Genomic DNA, 16589 nt, shown 5'->3' with positions numbered 1-16589 from the left:
CCGGCCGACGGTGGGCCGAACTGTCTGCCGGCGGCTCAGACCTGTTCGCCCCGGTCCAGCCGGATCACCCGGCGGTCGGTGACGACGGCGGTCACCAGGTCGGCGGGCGTCACGTCGAAGGCGGGATTGACCGCGCCGGCCCCGGCCGGCGTGGTCCGGGTCGCGACGAAACTGACCACCTCGGCGGACCCCCGGTCCTCGATTTCGACCTGTGCGCCGGTGGCGGTCGCCGGATCCACCGTCGATTCGGGAGCGACCACCACGAACGGCAGCCCGGCCCGGCGGGCGCCGAGCGCATGGGCGTACGTGCCGATCTTGTTGATCGTGTCGCCGTTCGCGCAGATCCGGTCGGCGCCCACGACGACCGCGTCGACCAGGCCACGGGCCATCAGGAACGGCCCGGCCCCGTCGACGGCGACCCGGAAGTCGACCCCGGCCCGGTCGAGTTCCCAGGCGGTCAGCCGGGCACCCTGCAGCAGCGGCCGGGTCTCACTGGCGATCACCGACTCCAGCCCGCCGCGCCGGTGCAGTTCGACGACGACCCCGAGCGCGGTTCCTCCGGTGACCGTGGCCAGCGCACCGGTGTTGCAGTGGGTCAGCAGCCGGCACCGGGGCGGACAGAGCTGCCCGAGCAGGTCGGCCCCGAGCCGGGCCATCGCCACCGACGCCGCCTCCTCCTCGTCGCGCAGGGCCACCGCTTCGGCGAGTACGGCCGACGGGCTCTCCGCGAGCCGGGCCGCCGCCCGGTCGACGCCCCGGGCGAGGTTGACCGCGGTCGGCCGGGCGGTACGCAGCCGTTCGACGGCGTCGGCCAGTCGTTGCGGCTCGTCGTGGTGCAGCCGCGCGGCCAGCGCCACCCCGAGGGCACCGGCCACGCCGAGCGCCGGCGCGCCGCGAACCGCCAGGGACCGGATCGCGTCGACCACCGTCTCGACGGTGGACAGCCGTAGTACGGTGGTCCGGTCGGGCAACGCGGTCTGGTCGATGATCTCGATGGCGTCGTCGACCCAGTCGATGGTCCGCATGCGACGACCTTAGTCGGCTCCGGCCGGGCGACAGTACCGCCGAAGGGGCCTATGGTGACCGGTGTGAGCAATGCCCGGGACCCGATCGTCGACCTTCGTCGGATCGCTTTCCTGCTGGAGCGGGCCAACGAGGCGACCTACCGGGTACGCGCGTTCCGGTCCGCCGCCACGGCACTGGCCGGACTGCCCGCCGCCGAGTTGTCGCAGCGGGCTGATGCCGGCACGTTGACCGAGCTCGCCGGGGTAGGCGAGGTGACTGCCCGGTGTGTGGCCGAGTCGCTGGCCGGCGAGGAGCCGGTCTATCTGCGCCGGCTGCTGGCTACCGAGGGCACCGACCTGGACGAGGCGGCGGCGGCACTGCGCGCCGCGCTGCGCGGCGACTGCCACACCCACTCGGACTGGTCCGACGGCGGTTCGCCGATCGAGGAGATGGCGTTGGCCGCGGTCGAGCTGGGCCACGAGTACCTGGTGCTGACCGATCATTCGCCCCGGCTCACGGTCGCCCGCGGGTTGACTGCCGCCCGTCTGCGGCGCCAACTCGACCACGTCGCGGCGCTCAACGCCGCCCTGCCGGAGGGGTTCCGGATCCTGACCGGCATCGAGGTGGACATCCTGCCGGACGGCTCCCTCGACCAGTCCGACGAACTGCTCGACCGGCTCGACGTGGTGGTCGGCTCGGTGCACGCCAATCTGCGTGACGACCGGGCGCGGATGACCCGGCGGATGCTGACCGCGGTCACCAACCCTCGGCTGGACATCCTCGGTCACTGCACCGGTCGGATGGTGACGTCGCGGCCGCCGGGGGTGACCGGACCCGGCGACCGCGGCCACCGACGGCGGTCCCGGCCGCCGAGTGACTTCGACGCCGAAGCGGTCTTTGCCGCCTGCGCCGAGCACGGCAAGGCCGTCGAGATCAACTCCCGGCCGGAGCGGCAGGACCCGCCGAAGCGGCTGATCCGGCTAGCGGTCGAGACCGGCTGCCTGTTCGCCATCGACACCGACGCCCACGCGCCGGGTCAGCTCGACTGGCAGCGGTTCGGGTGCGCCCGGGCCGCGCTCTGCGGTGTCGATGCCGACCGGGTGGTCAACACCTGGTCGGCCCGGCGACTGGTCGACTGGGCCGCCGCCCATCACTGAACCGCTGTCCGGCAGCGGGCCGCCGGACAGCAGCGGGCCGCTGTCCGGGACCGTGCCGCCGGGCAGCGGACCGGAGCGGGCCGGTCGGGGCAGCCCGGTGCCCTGTGCAAGGGCCACCCCGGCCAGCACGATCAGCGCCCCGACCGGCTGGTGCCAGACCAGCCGCTCGCCGAGGACCGACACCCCTGCGGCGACCGCGACGACCGGCACGACATAGGTGACGGTGGCCGCCGTACTGGCCCCGACCAGCCGGATGTTGCGCATGTGGATCACGAAGGCCAGGCCGGTGCCGACCGCCCCAAGAATCAGCACGCTCACGATCACCGCCGGAGAGAGCCGGGTCGGTGTCGGCGGGGCCCCGGCGACGATCGGTGCGACGACGGCCAACTGGCCGGTGGCCAGGATCAGCTGGGTCGCGGCGAGCGCGACGCCGCTGTCCGACCGGCCGGCAACGAACCGCTTCTGGTACGGGATCGTCGCGCCGTAGCAGGCGGCCGCGCCGAGACACATCAACTGCCCGGCGAACTGCCCCCCGCCGACGCCCTGCCAGACCCCGAGCACCACCAGCACGCCGACGAAGCCCAACCCGGTGCCGGCCAGCCGGCGGGCCGTCATTGCCTCGGTGCGGAACACCAGCGCCGCCAACGGCAGGGCGATCAGCGGGGTGGTGGCGTTCCAGATGCCGGCGAGCAGCGACGGGATCCGCTGCTCCCCGTACCCGATGAGGGTGAACGGCAGGGCGACCCCGACCGCCGCGACAACGCACTGGTGCAGCCACAGCCACGGATCCCGGGGCAGCCGGTCGCCAACCAGTGGCAACACGATCAGCAGGGTGAGCGCACCGGCGGCGACCCGGGCCAGGGTCACGTGGATCGGATGCAGCTCGGCGACCCCGATCTTGATCAGCAGGAAACTGGTGCCCCAGATGCCGGCGAGCAGCAGGAAGCCGGGCAGCCAGCTGGCGAGCCGGGGACCGGGTGGTGGGCCGGCCGAACCGGGTTCCTGCATTCCCGTTCCCCCCTTTCGGATGCGCCGGCCCCGCCGACCTGCCGCGTAGGGTCATCAGCATGGGACGTGTGGATGACATCAGCAACAGCTTTGTCGAGCGGTGGGCGCGGCTGAATCCGATCGGAGCCACCTACATCGGCGTCGACGGGCACGACGACCAGCTCGACGACCTGTCGCCGGACGGGTATGCCGAACGCGCCGCCCTGACCCGCGACACGTTGCGGCAGCTCGATGTCGCTGATCCGGAGTCGGAGGCCGAGCGGGTGGCCCGGGACGCGATGGCGGAGCGGCTCGGCCTGGAGCTGGCCCGCTACGAGGCGGGCGAGGAGACCAGCGAGCTGAGCGTCATCACCAGCGGTCTGCACCATCTGCGCCAGGTCTTCGACCTGATGCCGACCGAGGGCACCGATGCGATGGCCAACATCGCCGCCCGGCTGGACAATTATCCACAGGCTCTGGACCAGGTACGGGTCACCCTGCTGGACGCGGCCCGGGCCGGGCACGTGGCACCCCGGGCGCAGATGCTCAAGGTCGCCGACCAGTGTGACGTCTGGACCGACCCGGAAGCGGACGACTTCTTCCACGCCCTGGTCGGCCGGCTGTCCGCTCCGGCCACCCTCACCGCGGACCTGCGCCGCGCGGCCTCGGCGGCCACCGCGGCGACCATCGCGTTCGGCCGGTTCCTGCGTACCGAGCTGGCCCCGTTGGGGCGGGACACCGAGGCCGCCGGACGGGACCGCTACGAGCTCGCCTCCCAGTACTTTCTGGGCGCGCGGATCGACCTGGACGAGACGTACGCCTGGGGCTTCTTCGAGTTGGATCGCATCGAGCAGGAGATGCGCCGGGTCGCCGCCGAGATCGCCGGGCGCGGCGCCAGCATCGACGACGCGGTACGCGCCCTGGACGCCGACCCGGCGCGGACCATCGCCGGTGGTGAGGCGTTCCGCGACTGGATGCAGGCGTTGGCCGACAGGGCCATTGAGGAGCTGCACGGCTCCCATTTCGACATTCCGCAGCAGATCCGGCGGATCGAGTGCTGCCTCGCACCGACCAGTGACGGCGGCATCTACTACACCGGGCCGAGTGAGGACTTCTCCCGACCGGGCCGGATGTGGTGGGCGGTGCCGCACGGGCTGACCGAGTTCTCGACCTGGCGGGAGGTGACCACCGTCTACCACGAAGGGGTGCCCGGACATCATCTGCAGATCGGTCAGACGCAGGTCCGTGCCGATCTGCTCAACCGCTGGCAGCGGCTGCTCTGCTGGTGTTCCGGGCACAGCGAAGGCTGGGCGCTGTACGCGGAACGGCTGATGGACGAGCTGGGCTACCTGGCCGACCCCGGTGACCGGCTCGGCATGCTGGACGGGCAGGCGCTGCGGGCGGCCCGGGTGATCGTGGACATCGGCCTGCACCTGCAGTTGACCATCCCGCCGAACTCGTTCAACTTCCATCCCGGCGAGCGGTGGACTCCGGAGCTGGCGTGGCAGTTCCTGCGGGCGCACTGCCAACTGCCGGACGAGATTCTCCGGTTCGAACTGGACCGTTATCTCGGATGGCCGGGGCAGGCGGCGGCGTACAAGGTCGGGGAGCGGATCTGGCTGCAGGCCCGAGCCGACGCCCAGGCCCGCAAGGGTGCCGCCTTCAACCTCAAGGAGTTCCATCAGGCAGCACTGAACCTGGGCGTACTCGGGCTCGACCCGCTGCGGTCCGCGCTGGCCCGGATCTGACCGCCCGCCCGGCGGGCCGTGCCGGGCCCGGAGCCGGGCTCAGCCGAGTGCGGCCGTCAGGTCCCGGCAGGCCTGCTCGCACCGGCGGCAGGCTTCGGCGCAGACCTGGCAGTGCTCGTGCTCGCTGGCGTGTGCCTGGCACTCCTCGCCGCACGAACGGCACGCCTGGATGCATGCCTGCAGCATCACCCGGGTGGTGTTCGCGTCGTAGCCGGTGTGTCGGGAGAGCACCCGGCCAGTGGTGGCACAGATGTCGGCGCAGTCGAGGTTGGTGCGGATGCACTTGACCAGTTCGGCGACCATGTCCTCGCTCAGGCACGCATCGGCGCAGGCGGTGCAGGCCTGAGCGCAGTCGAAGCAGGCATCGATGCAGTCGGCGAGTGCCCGCTGGTCGACGTGTCCCAGATCGAGCGGATAGGTTTCCAGCATCTCGGTTGCTTGCGTCATCGTGACCTCCACAGGTGTGACCGTTTGAGGTCGGGTACCCGCTGCCCGGCCCGACTAACACCGTCCCGATCCGCACCGGCCCGACTCAGTCGGGCAGCCGCAGCGCCGCCCAGACGGTCTTGCCGTCGGCGAATCCGGCGTACCCCCAGTCGCTGGCGAGCGCCTCGATGATGGCCAGCCCTCGACCACGGCCGGGTGCCGGCCCGGGCCGGGGCCCGGTGGCCGGTCGGGGCAGCTCGACAGCGCGGTCGCGGACGCTGATCCGGATCGCTCCGGCCTGCCGGGTGGTGGTGACGTCCAGCTCGGTGCCGGCGTGTTCGACCGCGTTGCTGACCAGCTCGGAACCGATCACCATCGCCTCGTCGACCAGCGTGGTCAGCTGCCACGAGCGGCAGGCTCCGCCGATCAGCCGACGGGCCTCTCCCGGTGAGCGCGGGTGTGGGGGCAGGTACTCGTGCCAGCGGTACGGGGACCTCGGTGCTGATTCGACCAGTTTGGTGGCGTCGATCACGCTGTCCTGCACGCTCACCAGACCGCTGATGCTGTGCCTGGCGAGCCGACCGGTGGGTGAGTCTGGCCGGGCGCACAGGTGCACCACCGGACGGTGGCTGGCGTCGCCGCCCTGGACGATGGCGAAGACCCGCAGTCCGATCGGGCTGGCCACGGTCACCTCGTCCAGCTCGACGAGCAGCGCCAACGGCTCTTCCAGGAGGCAGCGGCGCAGCACCGGGGCGAGCCGGACCAGTTCAGTGTCGGTCAACGCGCCAGTCAGCCGGACCCGGGTGACGCCACTGGCGAAGTCGCGCACCACCAGCCAGGTGAGGGTGTTCACCCGTGGTTCCCGTTGTCTGGTCTACCACCGTAGACGGTTCCCGCGTGGTCCTGCGGCGCGATTCCCAGCAGCGGCGCGACTCCGGTCACCCGCAGCACCCGGGCGACGATCGGCTGCGGGTTGCGGACGATCAGGATCTGGCCCTGACCGGCGGCCGCGTGGTGCGCGTCGACCAGCTCCTTGACCGCACTCGAATCGATCAGGGTGACGGCGTCCAGGTCGACGACGATCCAGGTCGCCTGCTGCCGGTCGACCACGCGGACAGCGGCGCTGAGCTCTCCGGTGGCGGTCATGTCCAGCTCACCGGAGGCTTCGATGACGCAGTGCCCGGCTTCGGGTGAGGGCACCCGGATCTCGTGCATGCTGGTCTCCGTCTGGCGGGTCGCGACTCCGACCTGCGGTGGCGCCCGTGGGCCCGCGCGGCGGAGTTGGGCTGCTCGAAGCGCCCAGCCTACGCGACGCCGCCTGCCTGCTGGGGACAGACCGGGAGACCCCCGACCCGGGGTAGCGCACAACCTAGTCGATCATCACACTAGGTGAGAAATCGTTGACTGAATTCGACATCGGTCGATACGATCCGGGCGCCGTGGGACCAGTGTTCCCAAGTTTCACGAGGAGTCCCCATGCCCGTACTCGCCCGCCTGCCGGAGATCGTCCCCACGCTGTTCCGCGTGGTGGTCGGTCTGCTGTTCACACTGCGCGGTGCCGCCTCGATCTTCGGGATCTTCGGCGGCTTCCGAGGCACCGGTGAGGCAATGGAGATCGGCGTCTGGCCCGGGTGGTGGGCCGCGCTGATCCAGCTCGTCGGCGGTCTGTTGGTCCTCGCCGGACTCGGCACCCGGGTGGCCGCCGTCATCTGCTCCGGATCGATGGCGTACGCCTACTTCGTGGTCCATCAGCCGGATGCACTGCTCCCGCAGAACAACGGCGGCGAACTCGCCGCGCTGTTCTGCTGGGCGTTTCTGCTGGTGGCCGCGCTGGGGCCAGGCCGGTACTCGCTCGACGCCATGTTGAGTCGACGCCGTACGGCCGCCGTTCCCGCCCCGGAGCCGGCGACCGTCTGACCACGCGGCGGTAGCCGGACCCCGGAAAGACGGGTACGGCCCGGCGGACCAGTCGAGGTCTGCCGGGCCGTACCGTTTCTCGGTGCTGCCTTCAGTGCCGAACCGGGCGGCTCACATCCGGGCGCACTGCCCGGACACCGGGCCCTGCACCGTGTTCACCCGGTCCTCGTCAACCGGCATCGGGCTGTTGCCCTGGCAGTGCAGCGGGCCGCGGATCGTGTTCCCCGCGACGACCACTGGCAACTCGTCGTGCTTGTTGTTGACCAGCCGGACCGGACCGGAGATGTCAGCGCCGTCCAGCCGCAGACCGCCGTCACCACCGGTCACCTCCAGCGGGCCCCGGATGGTCACCCCGGTCAGGGTCACCGCCCCGGTCGCCCGCAGCAGGGCCAGCGGCCCGGAGACGCTCGTACCGGTGAAGCTGACCGCCGTCGGACGGTTCGCGGTGAGCGGACCGTTGATCGCACCGTCGGTGGCGATCAGCGTCGCACCGGGACGGACCGTGACCGGACCGTTGACCGTCGCCGACTCCAGGCAGTAGGTCATCTCCGCCTTGACGATCAGTCCACCGTCGTGCGTGCCGGTGACCGTCACGTCACAGGTCGGCTCGGGCTGGCCGATCGCCGACCGCGACTCGGTGTCCGCAGTGATCGGCGAGTTCTCGGCGAAGTACGCCACCAGCATGGTCAGGTCGTTGTCACCGGTGGTCGAGGTGTCCGTGCCGTCGGCCAGGGTGGTGAAGTTGTCGCCACCTGCGGCCAGGAACGAGTTGACCGTGACCCGGTAGGTCCCGGTCGGCGACACCGGCTGACCGTTGAGGGTCATCGAGGTGATCCGCTCGCCCTGCGGCAACGTCGGGTCGTACGTGTAGAAGAAGCCCTCCGACACGCCGAGCCACAGCAGCGGACGCGACGCCCCGGCCGGCTGCCACTGCTCCTCCAGCACCTGCTTGACCTGAGCACCCGTGTAGGTCCGGGTGACCATGTCGTTGGCGAACGGCTGGGTCGAGAACGCCTCCGCGAAGGTGATCACGCCGTCCTCGCCGTACAGCAGGTCGGCCCGCAGCCCGCCCGGGTTCATGAAGGCGATCTGCGCACCACCCCGACCCGGCTCCCGGGTTCCGGCGAGCTGCACGTCGGCGATGAAGTTGCCGAGCACCGACTCCTTGCCCCGGTCCTCGTTGCCGTTGGTGTACGCCCGGGTGATGTCGGCGGTGATCGAGCCCAGTGGCTGCTGGCCGAGCACCTCGGCGTTGGCCTTCGCCGCCGCCACGATGTCGGCGACCTCCTGGTTGACCGGCGCGCCGACCACGTCGACGATCTCGACCGTGTCCGTCTCGACCGTCCCCGCCTCGACGTCCACCTGCAGCACGATCCGGCCGAGCTTCTTGCCGTAGTCCTCGGCCTGCAGCACCGGCCGGGTCTCGTCGGTGCCGGGCACCGGCACCTCGAAGGCGTACGGCTGGTGGGTGTGCCCGCTGAAGATGACGTCGATCTCCGGAACGGTCCGGGTGTACGGCCCGAACACCGGGTCGCTCATCAGCGCCTCGGGCGAGTCGATGTTCTCGGTGGCCGCGCCCTCGTGGGTGAGCAGCACCACCACGTCCGCCTCGCCGTTGCTCTCGTCGCCGTCCTTGAGCTGGGTGGCGACCAGGTCGGCCTCGGCCGCCGCCGGGCGGAAGGTGATCCCGGCGATACCGTCCGGGCTGACCATCACCGCGGTCTGTTCGGTGACCACCCCGATGTAGCCGACCCGGATCCCGCCGATCTCCTGCACGTGGTACGCCGGCAGCGCCCGCTCGTCATCGCGGTACACGTTGGCGCCGAGCTGCGGGAAGTCCGAACGCGGGATCACCCGGTCGGTCAGATCCGCCATGCCCTTGTCGAACTCGTGGTTGCCGACCGCGGTCACGTCGAGACGGGCGGCGTTGAGCACGTCGAGGGTCGGGTTGTCGTCGTCGATCGCCGAAACGAACGTGGACGCGCCGATGTTGTCACCGGCCGAGACGAACACCGTGTTCGGGTTGGTCGCCCGGTACTGGTCGACCAACCCGGCCACCTGGGCCGCACCGCCGACCGGCTGACCGTCGACCGTACCGACGGATTCGAGCCGGCCGTGGAAGTCGTTGATCCCCAGGAGCTGCAGCTCGACCGGCCCGTCGGCACCGGTGTCCAGCCCGATGACCATCGGGTTGTGGTCGCTGGCCCGGAACGGGTCCGGGTCGAAGAAGGTCGGGAAGCCGTTGTACTGGAAGGCGTACGACTCGACCGCGTTGATCTGCCAGACGTCGGCCCCGGTGACCCGGGCGGCCAGCGACGGCGAGGCCAGCGCGTGGTCCAGCGAACCCGACTCACCGGCGAACACGTAGGTGCTACGTCCGGTGTCGTTCAGGTTGACGTAGTCAGCGTCGTAGAGGGCCCGCATCGGGTCCTCCTGGGTGTACGAGTTGAAGTCGCCCAGCAGCAGTACGTCGTCGCTGCCACTGTCGGCCACCAGATCGTCGACGAAGTCGGCCAGCGCGGCGGCCTGCCGGGTCCGGTCACCGTTGTACGCACCCTGCCCGTCACCGGTGTCGACGTTGTCGCCGGTCGGCGGCGTCGAGGTGCTCTTGGACTTGAAGTGGTTCGCCACCACGGTGAAGGTCAGCTCGTCGGCGGTGAACGTCTGCGCGATCGGCTCCCGCGCGTTGAACCAGACGCTCTCGTCGTCGACCGACCGGGACGGCCCGACCGGGGTCACCGCGGCCGGCTTGAAGATGATCGCGTTGCTGATGAAGTCCTGCTGGGCGGCGCCCGGCAGGTCCGCCGGGGAGCGGACGTAGTCCCAGGTCCCGGCACCGTCGGCGGCGTTCAGCGCGCCGACCAGCCGGATGAGTGCCTTCTCCGGCTCGGCCGGTGCGAAACGCACCGAATTCTCGATCTCCTGCAGGCCGACCACGTGCGCGTCCAGCGCGGTGATCGCCGCGACGATCTTCGCCTCCTGCTTGGCCAGCGCGGCCTCGTCGGCCGCACCACGCGCGTCCCCACCGAAGTGGACGAAATAGTTCAGCACGTTGAAGCTGGCCACCCGGATGTCGCCACCGACCGGAGCCGGGGCGGCGGTACGCGGGTTCGTCACCTTGAACGTGGTCCGCTCGCTGGCCGGGGTGTCCGCACCGACCGGCAGGGTCGGTTGCAGCCGCCACTCGTCGAAGCCGTACGACAGCACACTCGGCCCGAACGCCTCGACCGAGTCACCGACCCGCAGCGGCTGGTCCGGCGAGACGTACGGCGGGGCGATGCCGGCGTCGGCCAGGTTGGTGGTGCGGCCGTCGTCGACCAGGATCCGGTTGAGCCGGTTGTCGGCGGCGATCTGCTCGGCCTGGGCGCTGCCCGGCTGCGCCACGTCGGTCGGGATGACCGCCGGGGCGTCCCCAGCGGTCAGCACGACCTCGCCGTACCGGTTGGTGTTGTAGACCTCGGCGACGGCGAAGTCACCGACCGGGGCCACCAGCATCGACTCGACGGACTCCCGGTCGCCGGCGGCCAGCGGCAGGGTCAGCGCGACCGGGGTGGGCAGGGGATTGTCCCGGTCGCAGATCTGCACGTCGGTCCGCGCGCCGATGCTCACCTGGGTCAGTCCGAAGTACTCACCGGCGTTGCCGGTGACCCGCACCCGGTCACCGATCGCGACCCCCGGGTGGTTGGCCGGGTTGCTGGTCAGGTAGACGAAGACGCCGTCGCTGGCGGTGCCGGCGGCAACCGTACGGGACCCGCCGGTGCCGGCGGTCTGCAGGTGGAGGCCGTTGTAGCCGCCGACACGGTGGTCGGCGACGACGATGCCCTCGACGGTCACCTCGGTGCCGGCCAGCGGCGTGCTGTCACCGGTGCCCTGCACCTGGGCGATGTCGTGCGTCACCGTGACGTCGCAGCCCAGCTCGGGGTCGGGGTCCGGGTCGACACCACCGGTGCCGTTACGGACGCCGAAGCTGTTCGCCGCCGGCTGCCGCCAGTCGCCGTCGACCTTCTGCAACGAGTGCCCGACCGGGGTGTCGGAGGCCTCAGCGACACCGATGTCGACACTGGTCGTGCCGTCGGCGGGGCCGCCGGCCGCGGTGAGGGTGCCTTCGTAGCTGAGGAACTCGACCACGGAGCCGGCCGGGTCGACCAGGGCCACCCCGTCCGGGGACCCGTTCTGGATGCCGTTGGCGGGGTATTCGGCGACGACCACGCCGGCAGCGGTGACGGTGCCCGCCAGGGTACTGGTGTCGTATACGGTTCCGTTGCTCCCGTTGTAGAGGACGATCTGCCAGCCGGTCAGGTCGAATTCGGCCGGGGCCTCGATCTCGATCGCCTCGCCGGTGTCGGTGCCGGCGTTGTCGTAGTGGATCTCGCTGATGAATGGGTCACCGGCAGCCGGTGCAGCCATGGCGGCGGCACTGCCGGGCACGCTGAGCGCGCCGGCCCCCACGACCGCGGTGATGAGTTTCCAGGTGGCTATGCGTCTGTGCTGGCGCATGTAGGCGTTCCTCCGGTCAGAGGGTGAGTCAAGTAAATCTAGGAGACGCGGGTTTCGAAGCACAGACGGGCCGGTGGTGACCCGTTAAACATTCGGGTCCCGTTACCCCTTCGTGACAAGGGACGGTTCGGCGACACCCCAGGTCAGGACATCGATCGTTCATCTCGACGTCGCCGGCAGGTCGCACACGCGTTCGCGGACGGTCCCGGTCCGCTGCATACCGTCCCGGTGCCAGCGATGCCGTCCAGCCCGGACCGCCCTGGCAGATCCGGTCCGGACGTCGCGCACGACATGGCACCGGACCGGGCGGCCCGCTTCCGACCGAGCGAGGATCGACATGTCAATCGACCATGACAGCCACGTCCACAGCGACCCGGACGACATCAGCTCGAACACCTCCGGCAACCGTCCGTTCCGTGAGGTGCTCGCCGCCCGCGCCGGCCGCCGCGACATCGTCCGCAACGGTACGGTGATCGCCGCCGCGGCCTTCCTCGGCGCGGCCGGCGGCGCACTCGGCACCGACGCGCCGGCCAGCGCCGGCGGCCACGGGCACGGCCACGGCAAGGGCAGGCCCGGCCGGCGTGGCCTGCTCGGCTTCGACCCGGTCCTGCCCAACACCGACGACGCCATCACCGTCCCGCCGGGCTACACCGCCGACGTGCTCATCCCATGGGGCACCCCGCTGCACAGCCGGGGCCCGGCCTGGCGCAAAGACGCCACGAACACCGCCGCCGAACAGGCCGAGCAGGTGGGCAGCCACCACGACGGCATGCACTTCTTCCCGCTGGGTCGCGGCCCGCTGGGCAGCCGCCGCGGCCTGCTGGTGCTCAACCACGAGTACGTCGACCGGACCCTGCTCTACCCCGACGGCGACGCGGAGATGACCCGGGACAAGGTTGACAAGGCGCTCGCCGGTCACGGGGTCAGCGTCGTGGAGGTGGAGCTGTCGCGGGGCCGGTGGCGCAACGTCGACTCGCGGTTCAACCGTCGGGTCACCGGCACCACGCCGGTCGCCTTCTCCGGCCCGGTGTCCGGCCGGCACCCGGCGCTACGGGCGGACAACCCACCGATGGGTACGTTGAACAACTGCTCGCACGGGGCCACCCCGTGGGGCACCTACGTGGCCTGCGAGGAGAACTGGAACGGCTACTTCGGCACCGAGGACCCGCAGTGGTCGCCGACGCCGGAGCAGGCCCGGTACGGGGTCAACGCCGCCGGGTTCGGCTACCGCTGGCACCTGGCCGACCCGCGCTTCGACGTGGCGCGCAACCCCAACGAGCTGAACCGCTTCGGGTGGCTGGTGGAAATCGACCCGATGAACCCCCGCTCGACCCCGGTGAAGCGGACCGCCCTCGGTCGGTTCAAGCACGAAGGTGCCACCTTCTGGGAGTCGCGCGGTCGGGTCGTCGTCTACAGCGGCGACGACCAGGACGGTGACTACCTCTACAAGTTCGTCGGCGACGGTCCGTGGCGGATGCAGCGGGCGTTGGGCCGCAGCCCGCTGGACCACGGCACGCTCTACGTCGCCCGGTTCGACGACGACGGCAAGGGCGTCTGGCTGCCACTGAAGCACGGCAAGGGGCCGTTGACCAGGGCGAACGGTTGGCACGACCAGGCCGATGTGCTGCTGCGTACCCGGGAGGCGGCCGACGCGGTCGGCGCCACCCCGCTGGACCGTCCGGAGTGGGTGGCGGTCAATCCGAAGAACAACGACGTCTACCTGACCCTGACCAACGGCACCGGCTGGCCCGGTGCGGTCAACCCGCGTACCCCGAACCCGTACGGGCACATCGTCCGGTGGCGCGAGCGCGGCCGCGACAACACCGCGACCAGCTTCGAGTGGGACGTGTTCATGCTGGCCGGTGACCCGGCGTACGACCCGCAGGTGCAGCTCGACGAGACAAACATCTTCGGCTCGCCGGACGGGATCTGGTTCGACGGCGACGGGCGGCTGTGGATCCAGACCGACGTGTCGAACTCGACGCAGAACCGCGCGGACCGGGGCCACGACAATATCGGCAACAACGCGATGCTGGCCGCCGACCCGCGTACCGGGGAGGTCCGGCGGTTCCTGGTCGGCCCACGCGGCGCGGAGATCACCGGGGTGGTCACCACCCCGGACCAGCGAACCATGTTCATCAACGTGCAGCATCCGGGTGAGTCCACGACGTACTGGGGCAGTCCGACGCCGGAGGACCCGCGAGCGGTGAGCAACTGGCCCGACTTCGACCCGGCCGGCCGACCCCGGTCGGCGACGGTGGTCATCCGCAAGGCCGATGGCGGCGTCATCGGTACCTGACCGCCCGCTGTCCACCCCTGCTCATCATCCGAGCCCGACGTACGGGCTCCGGGAGCCGCGGCCGATCTCGCCGACCGGTCGCGGCTCCCGTCGTATCCCGCCAAGGCATCTTTTCTCGACGATATCGGAGCCCAGACATGCGTACCCGAAGAAGTCCGGCGGTGCTGGTCACCACCGCCGCCACCGCAGCCGTCCTCTGCGCCACCGTCGCGCTGACCGTTGTGGCCCCCGGCGGCGCGGCGGCCGGTCACCGCGATGACAGGCCCGGCTGGCCCGGATCCGCCGTTTTCGACCGCACCGCGACGTACCCTGTGTTCCACAACCGACCAGCCGGTGAGGACCCGACCGCCGAGACCGTCGCGGAGATCTCCACGGTCAGCCCGGACGGCCGGACGATGATCTACACCGACGCCGCCGGGCGGCGGGTCGGCTTCCTCGACATCACCGACCCACGGAACCCCCGCGGTCTCGGCACCCTCTCGCTGGCCACGCTCGGCAACGCCGAGGACGAACCGACCTCGGTCGCGGTGGTCGACCGGTACGTGCTGATCGTCGTCAACACCAGTGCCAGCTACACCACTCCCTCCGGCCGACTCGACGTGGTCGACCTGGCCACCCGTACCAGGGTGCGCAGCATCCCACTCGGCGGGCAGCCCGACGCCATCGAGGTCAGCGACAACGGCCGCTACGCGGCGATCGCGATCGAGAACGAACGGGACGAGGAGGCCACCCCGCTCGGCGGCGACGAAGGCGACCTGCCGCAGCCGCCGGCCGGGTTCCTGCAGATCGTCGACCTGACCGGGCGCCACCCGGCAACCTGGTCGACCCGTACGGTGTCGCTGACCGCCGCCGACGGCAGCGCGCTGCCCGGTCTGGCCACCGCCGGGCTGGACACCCCGGCCGATCCGGAGCCGGAGTACGTGTCGATCAACGGTCGTGACCAGGTCGCGGTGACCCTGCAGGAGAACAACGGCGTGGTCCTGGTCGACCTGCGCAGCGGGCGGATCACCAAGGCGTTCGGCGCCGGGACCGCCACGGTGACCGGTATCGACACCGCCGACGACGGGGTGATCGACCTGACTGGCACGATCACCGACCTGCCCCGGGAACCGGACGCGGTGGCCTGGATCGACGACCGCTACCTGGCGACCGCGAACGAAGGGGACTGGAAGGGCGGCACCCGGGGCTGGTCGATCTTCGACAGCCGGACCGGCCGGGTGGTCTGGGACGCCGGCAACTCCTTTGAACACCTGGCGGTTCGCCACGGGCTGCACAACGACAACCGAGCCGACAACAAGGGCGCCGAGCCGGAGGGCATCGCGGTCGCCACGTTCGGCCGCACCCGGTACGCATTCGTCGGCTCCGAACGGAGCAACTTCGTCGCCGTCTACGACCTGACCAGGCCGACCAGGCCGGTGCTGCGTCAGGTGCTGGCGACGACCAACGGTCCGGAGGGGCTACTGCCGATCCCGTCCCGCGGGTTGCTCGCGGTCTCCAGCGAGGTCGACGACGCCGAGGCCGGAGTACGCGCTGCGGTAAACCTGTACCGGCTGGGTGCGGACACCCCGTCGTTCCCGACGCTGGTGTCGCAGACCAGCGGACGGGGCCCCGACCGGGCACCGATCGGCTGGGGCGGGCTCGGCGCGCTCACTGCCGTCCCCGGCGAGCGACACCAACTGTTCGCGGCAAGCGACGCCCTCTACTCGCCGACCCGGATCTACACCATCGACACCCGGCACAGCCCGGCGCGCATCGTCGACGATCTGGTGGTCCGCGACGCGTCCGGGAAGCCGGCCGGCTACGACGCCGAAGGCCTGTTCGCCCGGCCGCAGGGCGGGTTCTGGCTGGTCTCGGAGGGAGCGACCGGTGCCGCCAACCAGCTGGTCCGGCTGGACCGGTCGGGGGTGACCCGACAGGTCGTGTCGCTGCCCGACGAGGTGGCCGCCGGGCTCGGCAGCCAAGGGCTGGAGGGGGTGACCGCGCTCACCGACCGGCGAGGCCGGGAGCAGGTGTGGGTGGTGTTGCAGCGGGGCGTGGCCAGCGATCCGGCCGGGGTGGTCCGGCTCGGTCGTTACGACGTACCCGGCGGCACCTGGGCCTGGTTCGGATACCGGCTGGAGAGCACCGATGTCGCCGGCGACTGGATCGGCCTGTCCGAGATCGCCTCGGTCGGCGACGGCCGGCTCGCGGTGATCGAGCGGGACAAGCTCAGCGGGCCGGCCGCCCGGATCAAGCGGATCTACACGGTCGACCTACCGACCGGCGACCCGGCACCGGGTCTGCTGCCGGTGCTGCCGAAGCGGCTCGCGTACGACGTGCTGCCCGATCTGCAGGCCGGCAACGGGTGGACGCAGGAGAAGCTGGAAGGGCTCACCGTCGGCGGGGACCGGCAGGTCTACATAATCACCGACAACGACGGAGCCCAGGACGCCACCGGCGAGACGGTGTTCCTCCGGCTCGGCTCGGCCGATCGGGTGTTCGGTCGGGGTCGACGCTAGCCCGGCCCCGGGGTCGCGGGCGTGGCCAGCTGCGGTCACGCCCGCGCCACCGGGT

Annotated in this window: 10 protein-coding genes and 1 pseudogene; 5 read left to right on the top strand and 6 right to left on the bottom strand. The window is 71.0% G+C overall.

Annotated elements, in window-relative coordinates; translation table 11 throughout:
• Positions 1 to 35: 35 nt before the first annotated feature.
• On the bottom strand, positions 36 to 1025 hold the full coding sequence (mtnA, locus tag O7610_RS24275) for an S-methyl-5-thioribose-1-phosphate isomerase (RefSeq protein ID WP_289211953.1): 990 nt from the start codon (positions 1023 to 1025) through the stop codon (positions 36 to 38).
• A 63-nt stretch (positions 1026 to 1088) separates the two neighbouring features.
• On the opposite strand from mtnA, the gene O7610_RS24270 reads away from it, so the two are divergent.
• Positions 1089 to 2162 carry a PHP domain-containing protein gene (locus O7610_RS24270; RefSeq protein ID WP_502959048.1) on the top strand — a complete coding sequence of 358 codons (1074 nt, stop codon included), beginning with the start codon at positions 1089 to 1091 and terminating at the stop codon, positions 2160 to 2162.
• A 168-nt stretch (positions 2163 to 2330) separates the two neighbouring features.
• Here the strand turns inward: O7610_RS24270 and O7610_RS24265 are convergent.
• A pseudogene (locus tag O7610_RS24265) lies at positions 2331 to 3170 on the bottom strand (DMT family transporter); the annotation flags it as partial.
• A gap of 59 nt (positions 3171 to 3229) precedes the next feature.
• Here O7610_RS24265 and O7610_RS24260 point away from each other — a divergent pair.
• Positions 3230 to 4897 (top strand): DUF885 domain-containing protein, encoded by a 1668-nt coding sequence (locus tag O7610_RS24260; protein WP_281552721.1) that lies wholly within the window; start codon positions 3230 to 3232, stop codon positions 4895 to 4897.
• Between the two features lie 39 nt (positions 4898 to 4936).
• Here O7610_RS24260 and O7610_RS24255 read toward each other — a convergent pair whose 3' ends face one another.
• From O7610_RS24255 to O7610_RS24245, 3 genes are all read right to left on the bottom strand, one after another.
• On the bottom strand, positions 4937 to 5344 hold the full coding sequence (locus tag O7610_RS24255) for a four-helix bundle copper-binding protein (RefSeq protein ID WP_281552720.1): 408 nt from the start codon (positions 5342 to 5344) through the stop codon (positions 4937 to 4939).
• A gap of 85 nt (positions 5345 to 5429) precedes the next feature.
• Positions 5430 to 6176, bottom strand: coding sequence for an ATP-binding protein (locus O7610_RS24250; RefSeq protein WP_281552719.1), 747 nt, complete (start codon positions 6174 to 6176; stop codon positions 5430 to 5432).
• A complete protein-coding gene (locus O7610_RS24245; protein ID WP_281552718.1) occupies positions 6173 to 6538 on the bottom strand; it encodes an STAS domain-containing protein in 366 nt (121 codons plus the stop codon). Before O7610_RS24245 ends, O7610_RS24250 begins: the two co-directional genes overlap by 4 nt.
• A 261-nt stretch (positions 6539 to 6799) precedes the next feature.
• Between O7610_RS24245 and O7610_RS24240 the strand changes: the two genes are divergently transcribed.
• Entirely contained in the window at positions 6800 to 7240 is a 441-nt protein-coding gene (locus O7610_RS24240) for a DoxX family protein (protein ID WP_281552717.1), read from the top strand.
• Positions 7241 to 7351: 111 nt separating this feature from the next.
• Here O7610_RS24240 and O7610_RS24235 read toward each other — a convergent pair whose 3' ends face one another.
• Positions 7352 to 11737, bottom strand: coding sequence for an ExeM/NucH family extracellular endonuclease (locus tag O7610_RS24235; RefSeq protein ID WP_289211952.1), 4386 nt, complete (start codon positions 11735 to 11737; stop codon positions 7352 to 7354).
• A gap of 337 nt (positions 11738 to 12074) precedes the next feature.
• Between O7610_RS24235 and O7610_RS24230 the strand changes: the two genes are divergently transcribed.
• Both O7610_RS24230 and O7610_RS24225 read left to right on the top strand, forming a co-directional pair.
• Positions 12075 to 14036 (top strand): PhoX family protein, encoded by a 1962-nt coding sequence (locus O7610_RS24230; protein ID WP_289211951.1) that lies wholly within the window; start codon positions 12075 to 12077, stop codon positions 14034 to 14036.
• Positions 14037 to 14173: 137 nt separating this feature from the next.
• The gene (locus tag O7610_RS24225) at positions 14174 to 16534 is read left to right on the top strand and encodes an esterase-like activity of phytase family protein (RefSeq protein WP_289211950.1); all 2361 of its coding nucleotides are present in this window, start codon (positions 14174 to 14176) and stop codon (positions 16532 to 16534) included.
• Positions 16535 to 16589 lie beyond the last annotated feature (55 nt).

The sequence above is a fragment of the Solwaraspora sp. WMMA2065 genome (genome assembly GCF_030345075.1).
In the GTDB taxonomy this organism is placed as follows: domain Bacteria; phylum Actinomycetota; class Actinomycetes; order Mycobacteriales; family Micromonosporaceae; genus Micromonospora_E.
This window is presented reverse-complemented; position numbering and strand designations above follow the sequence as displayed.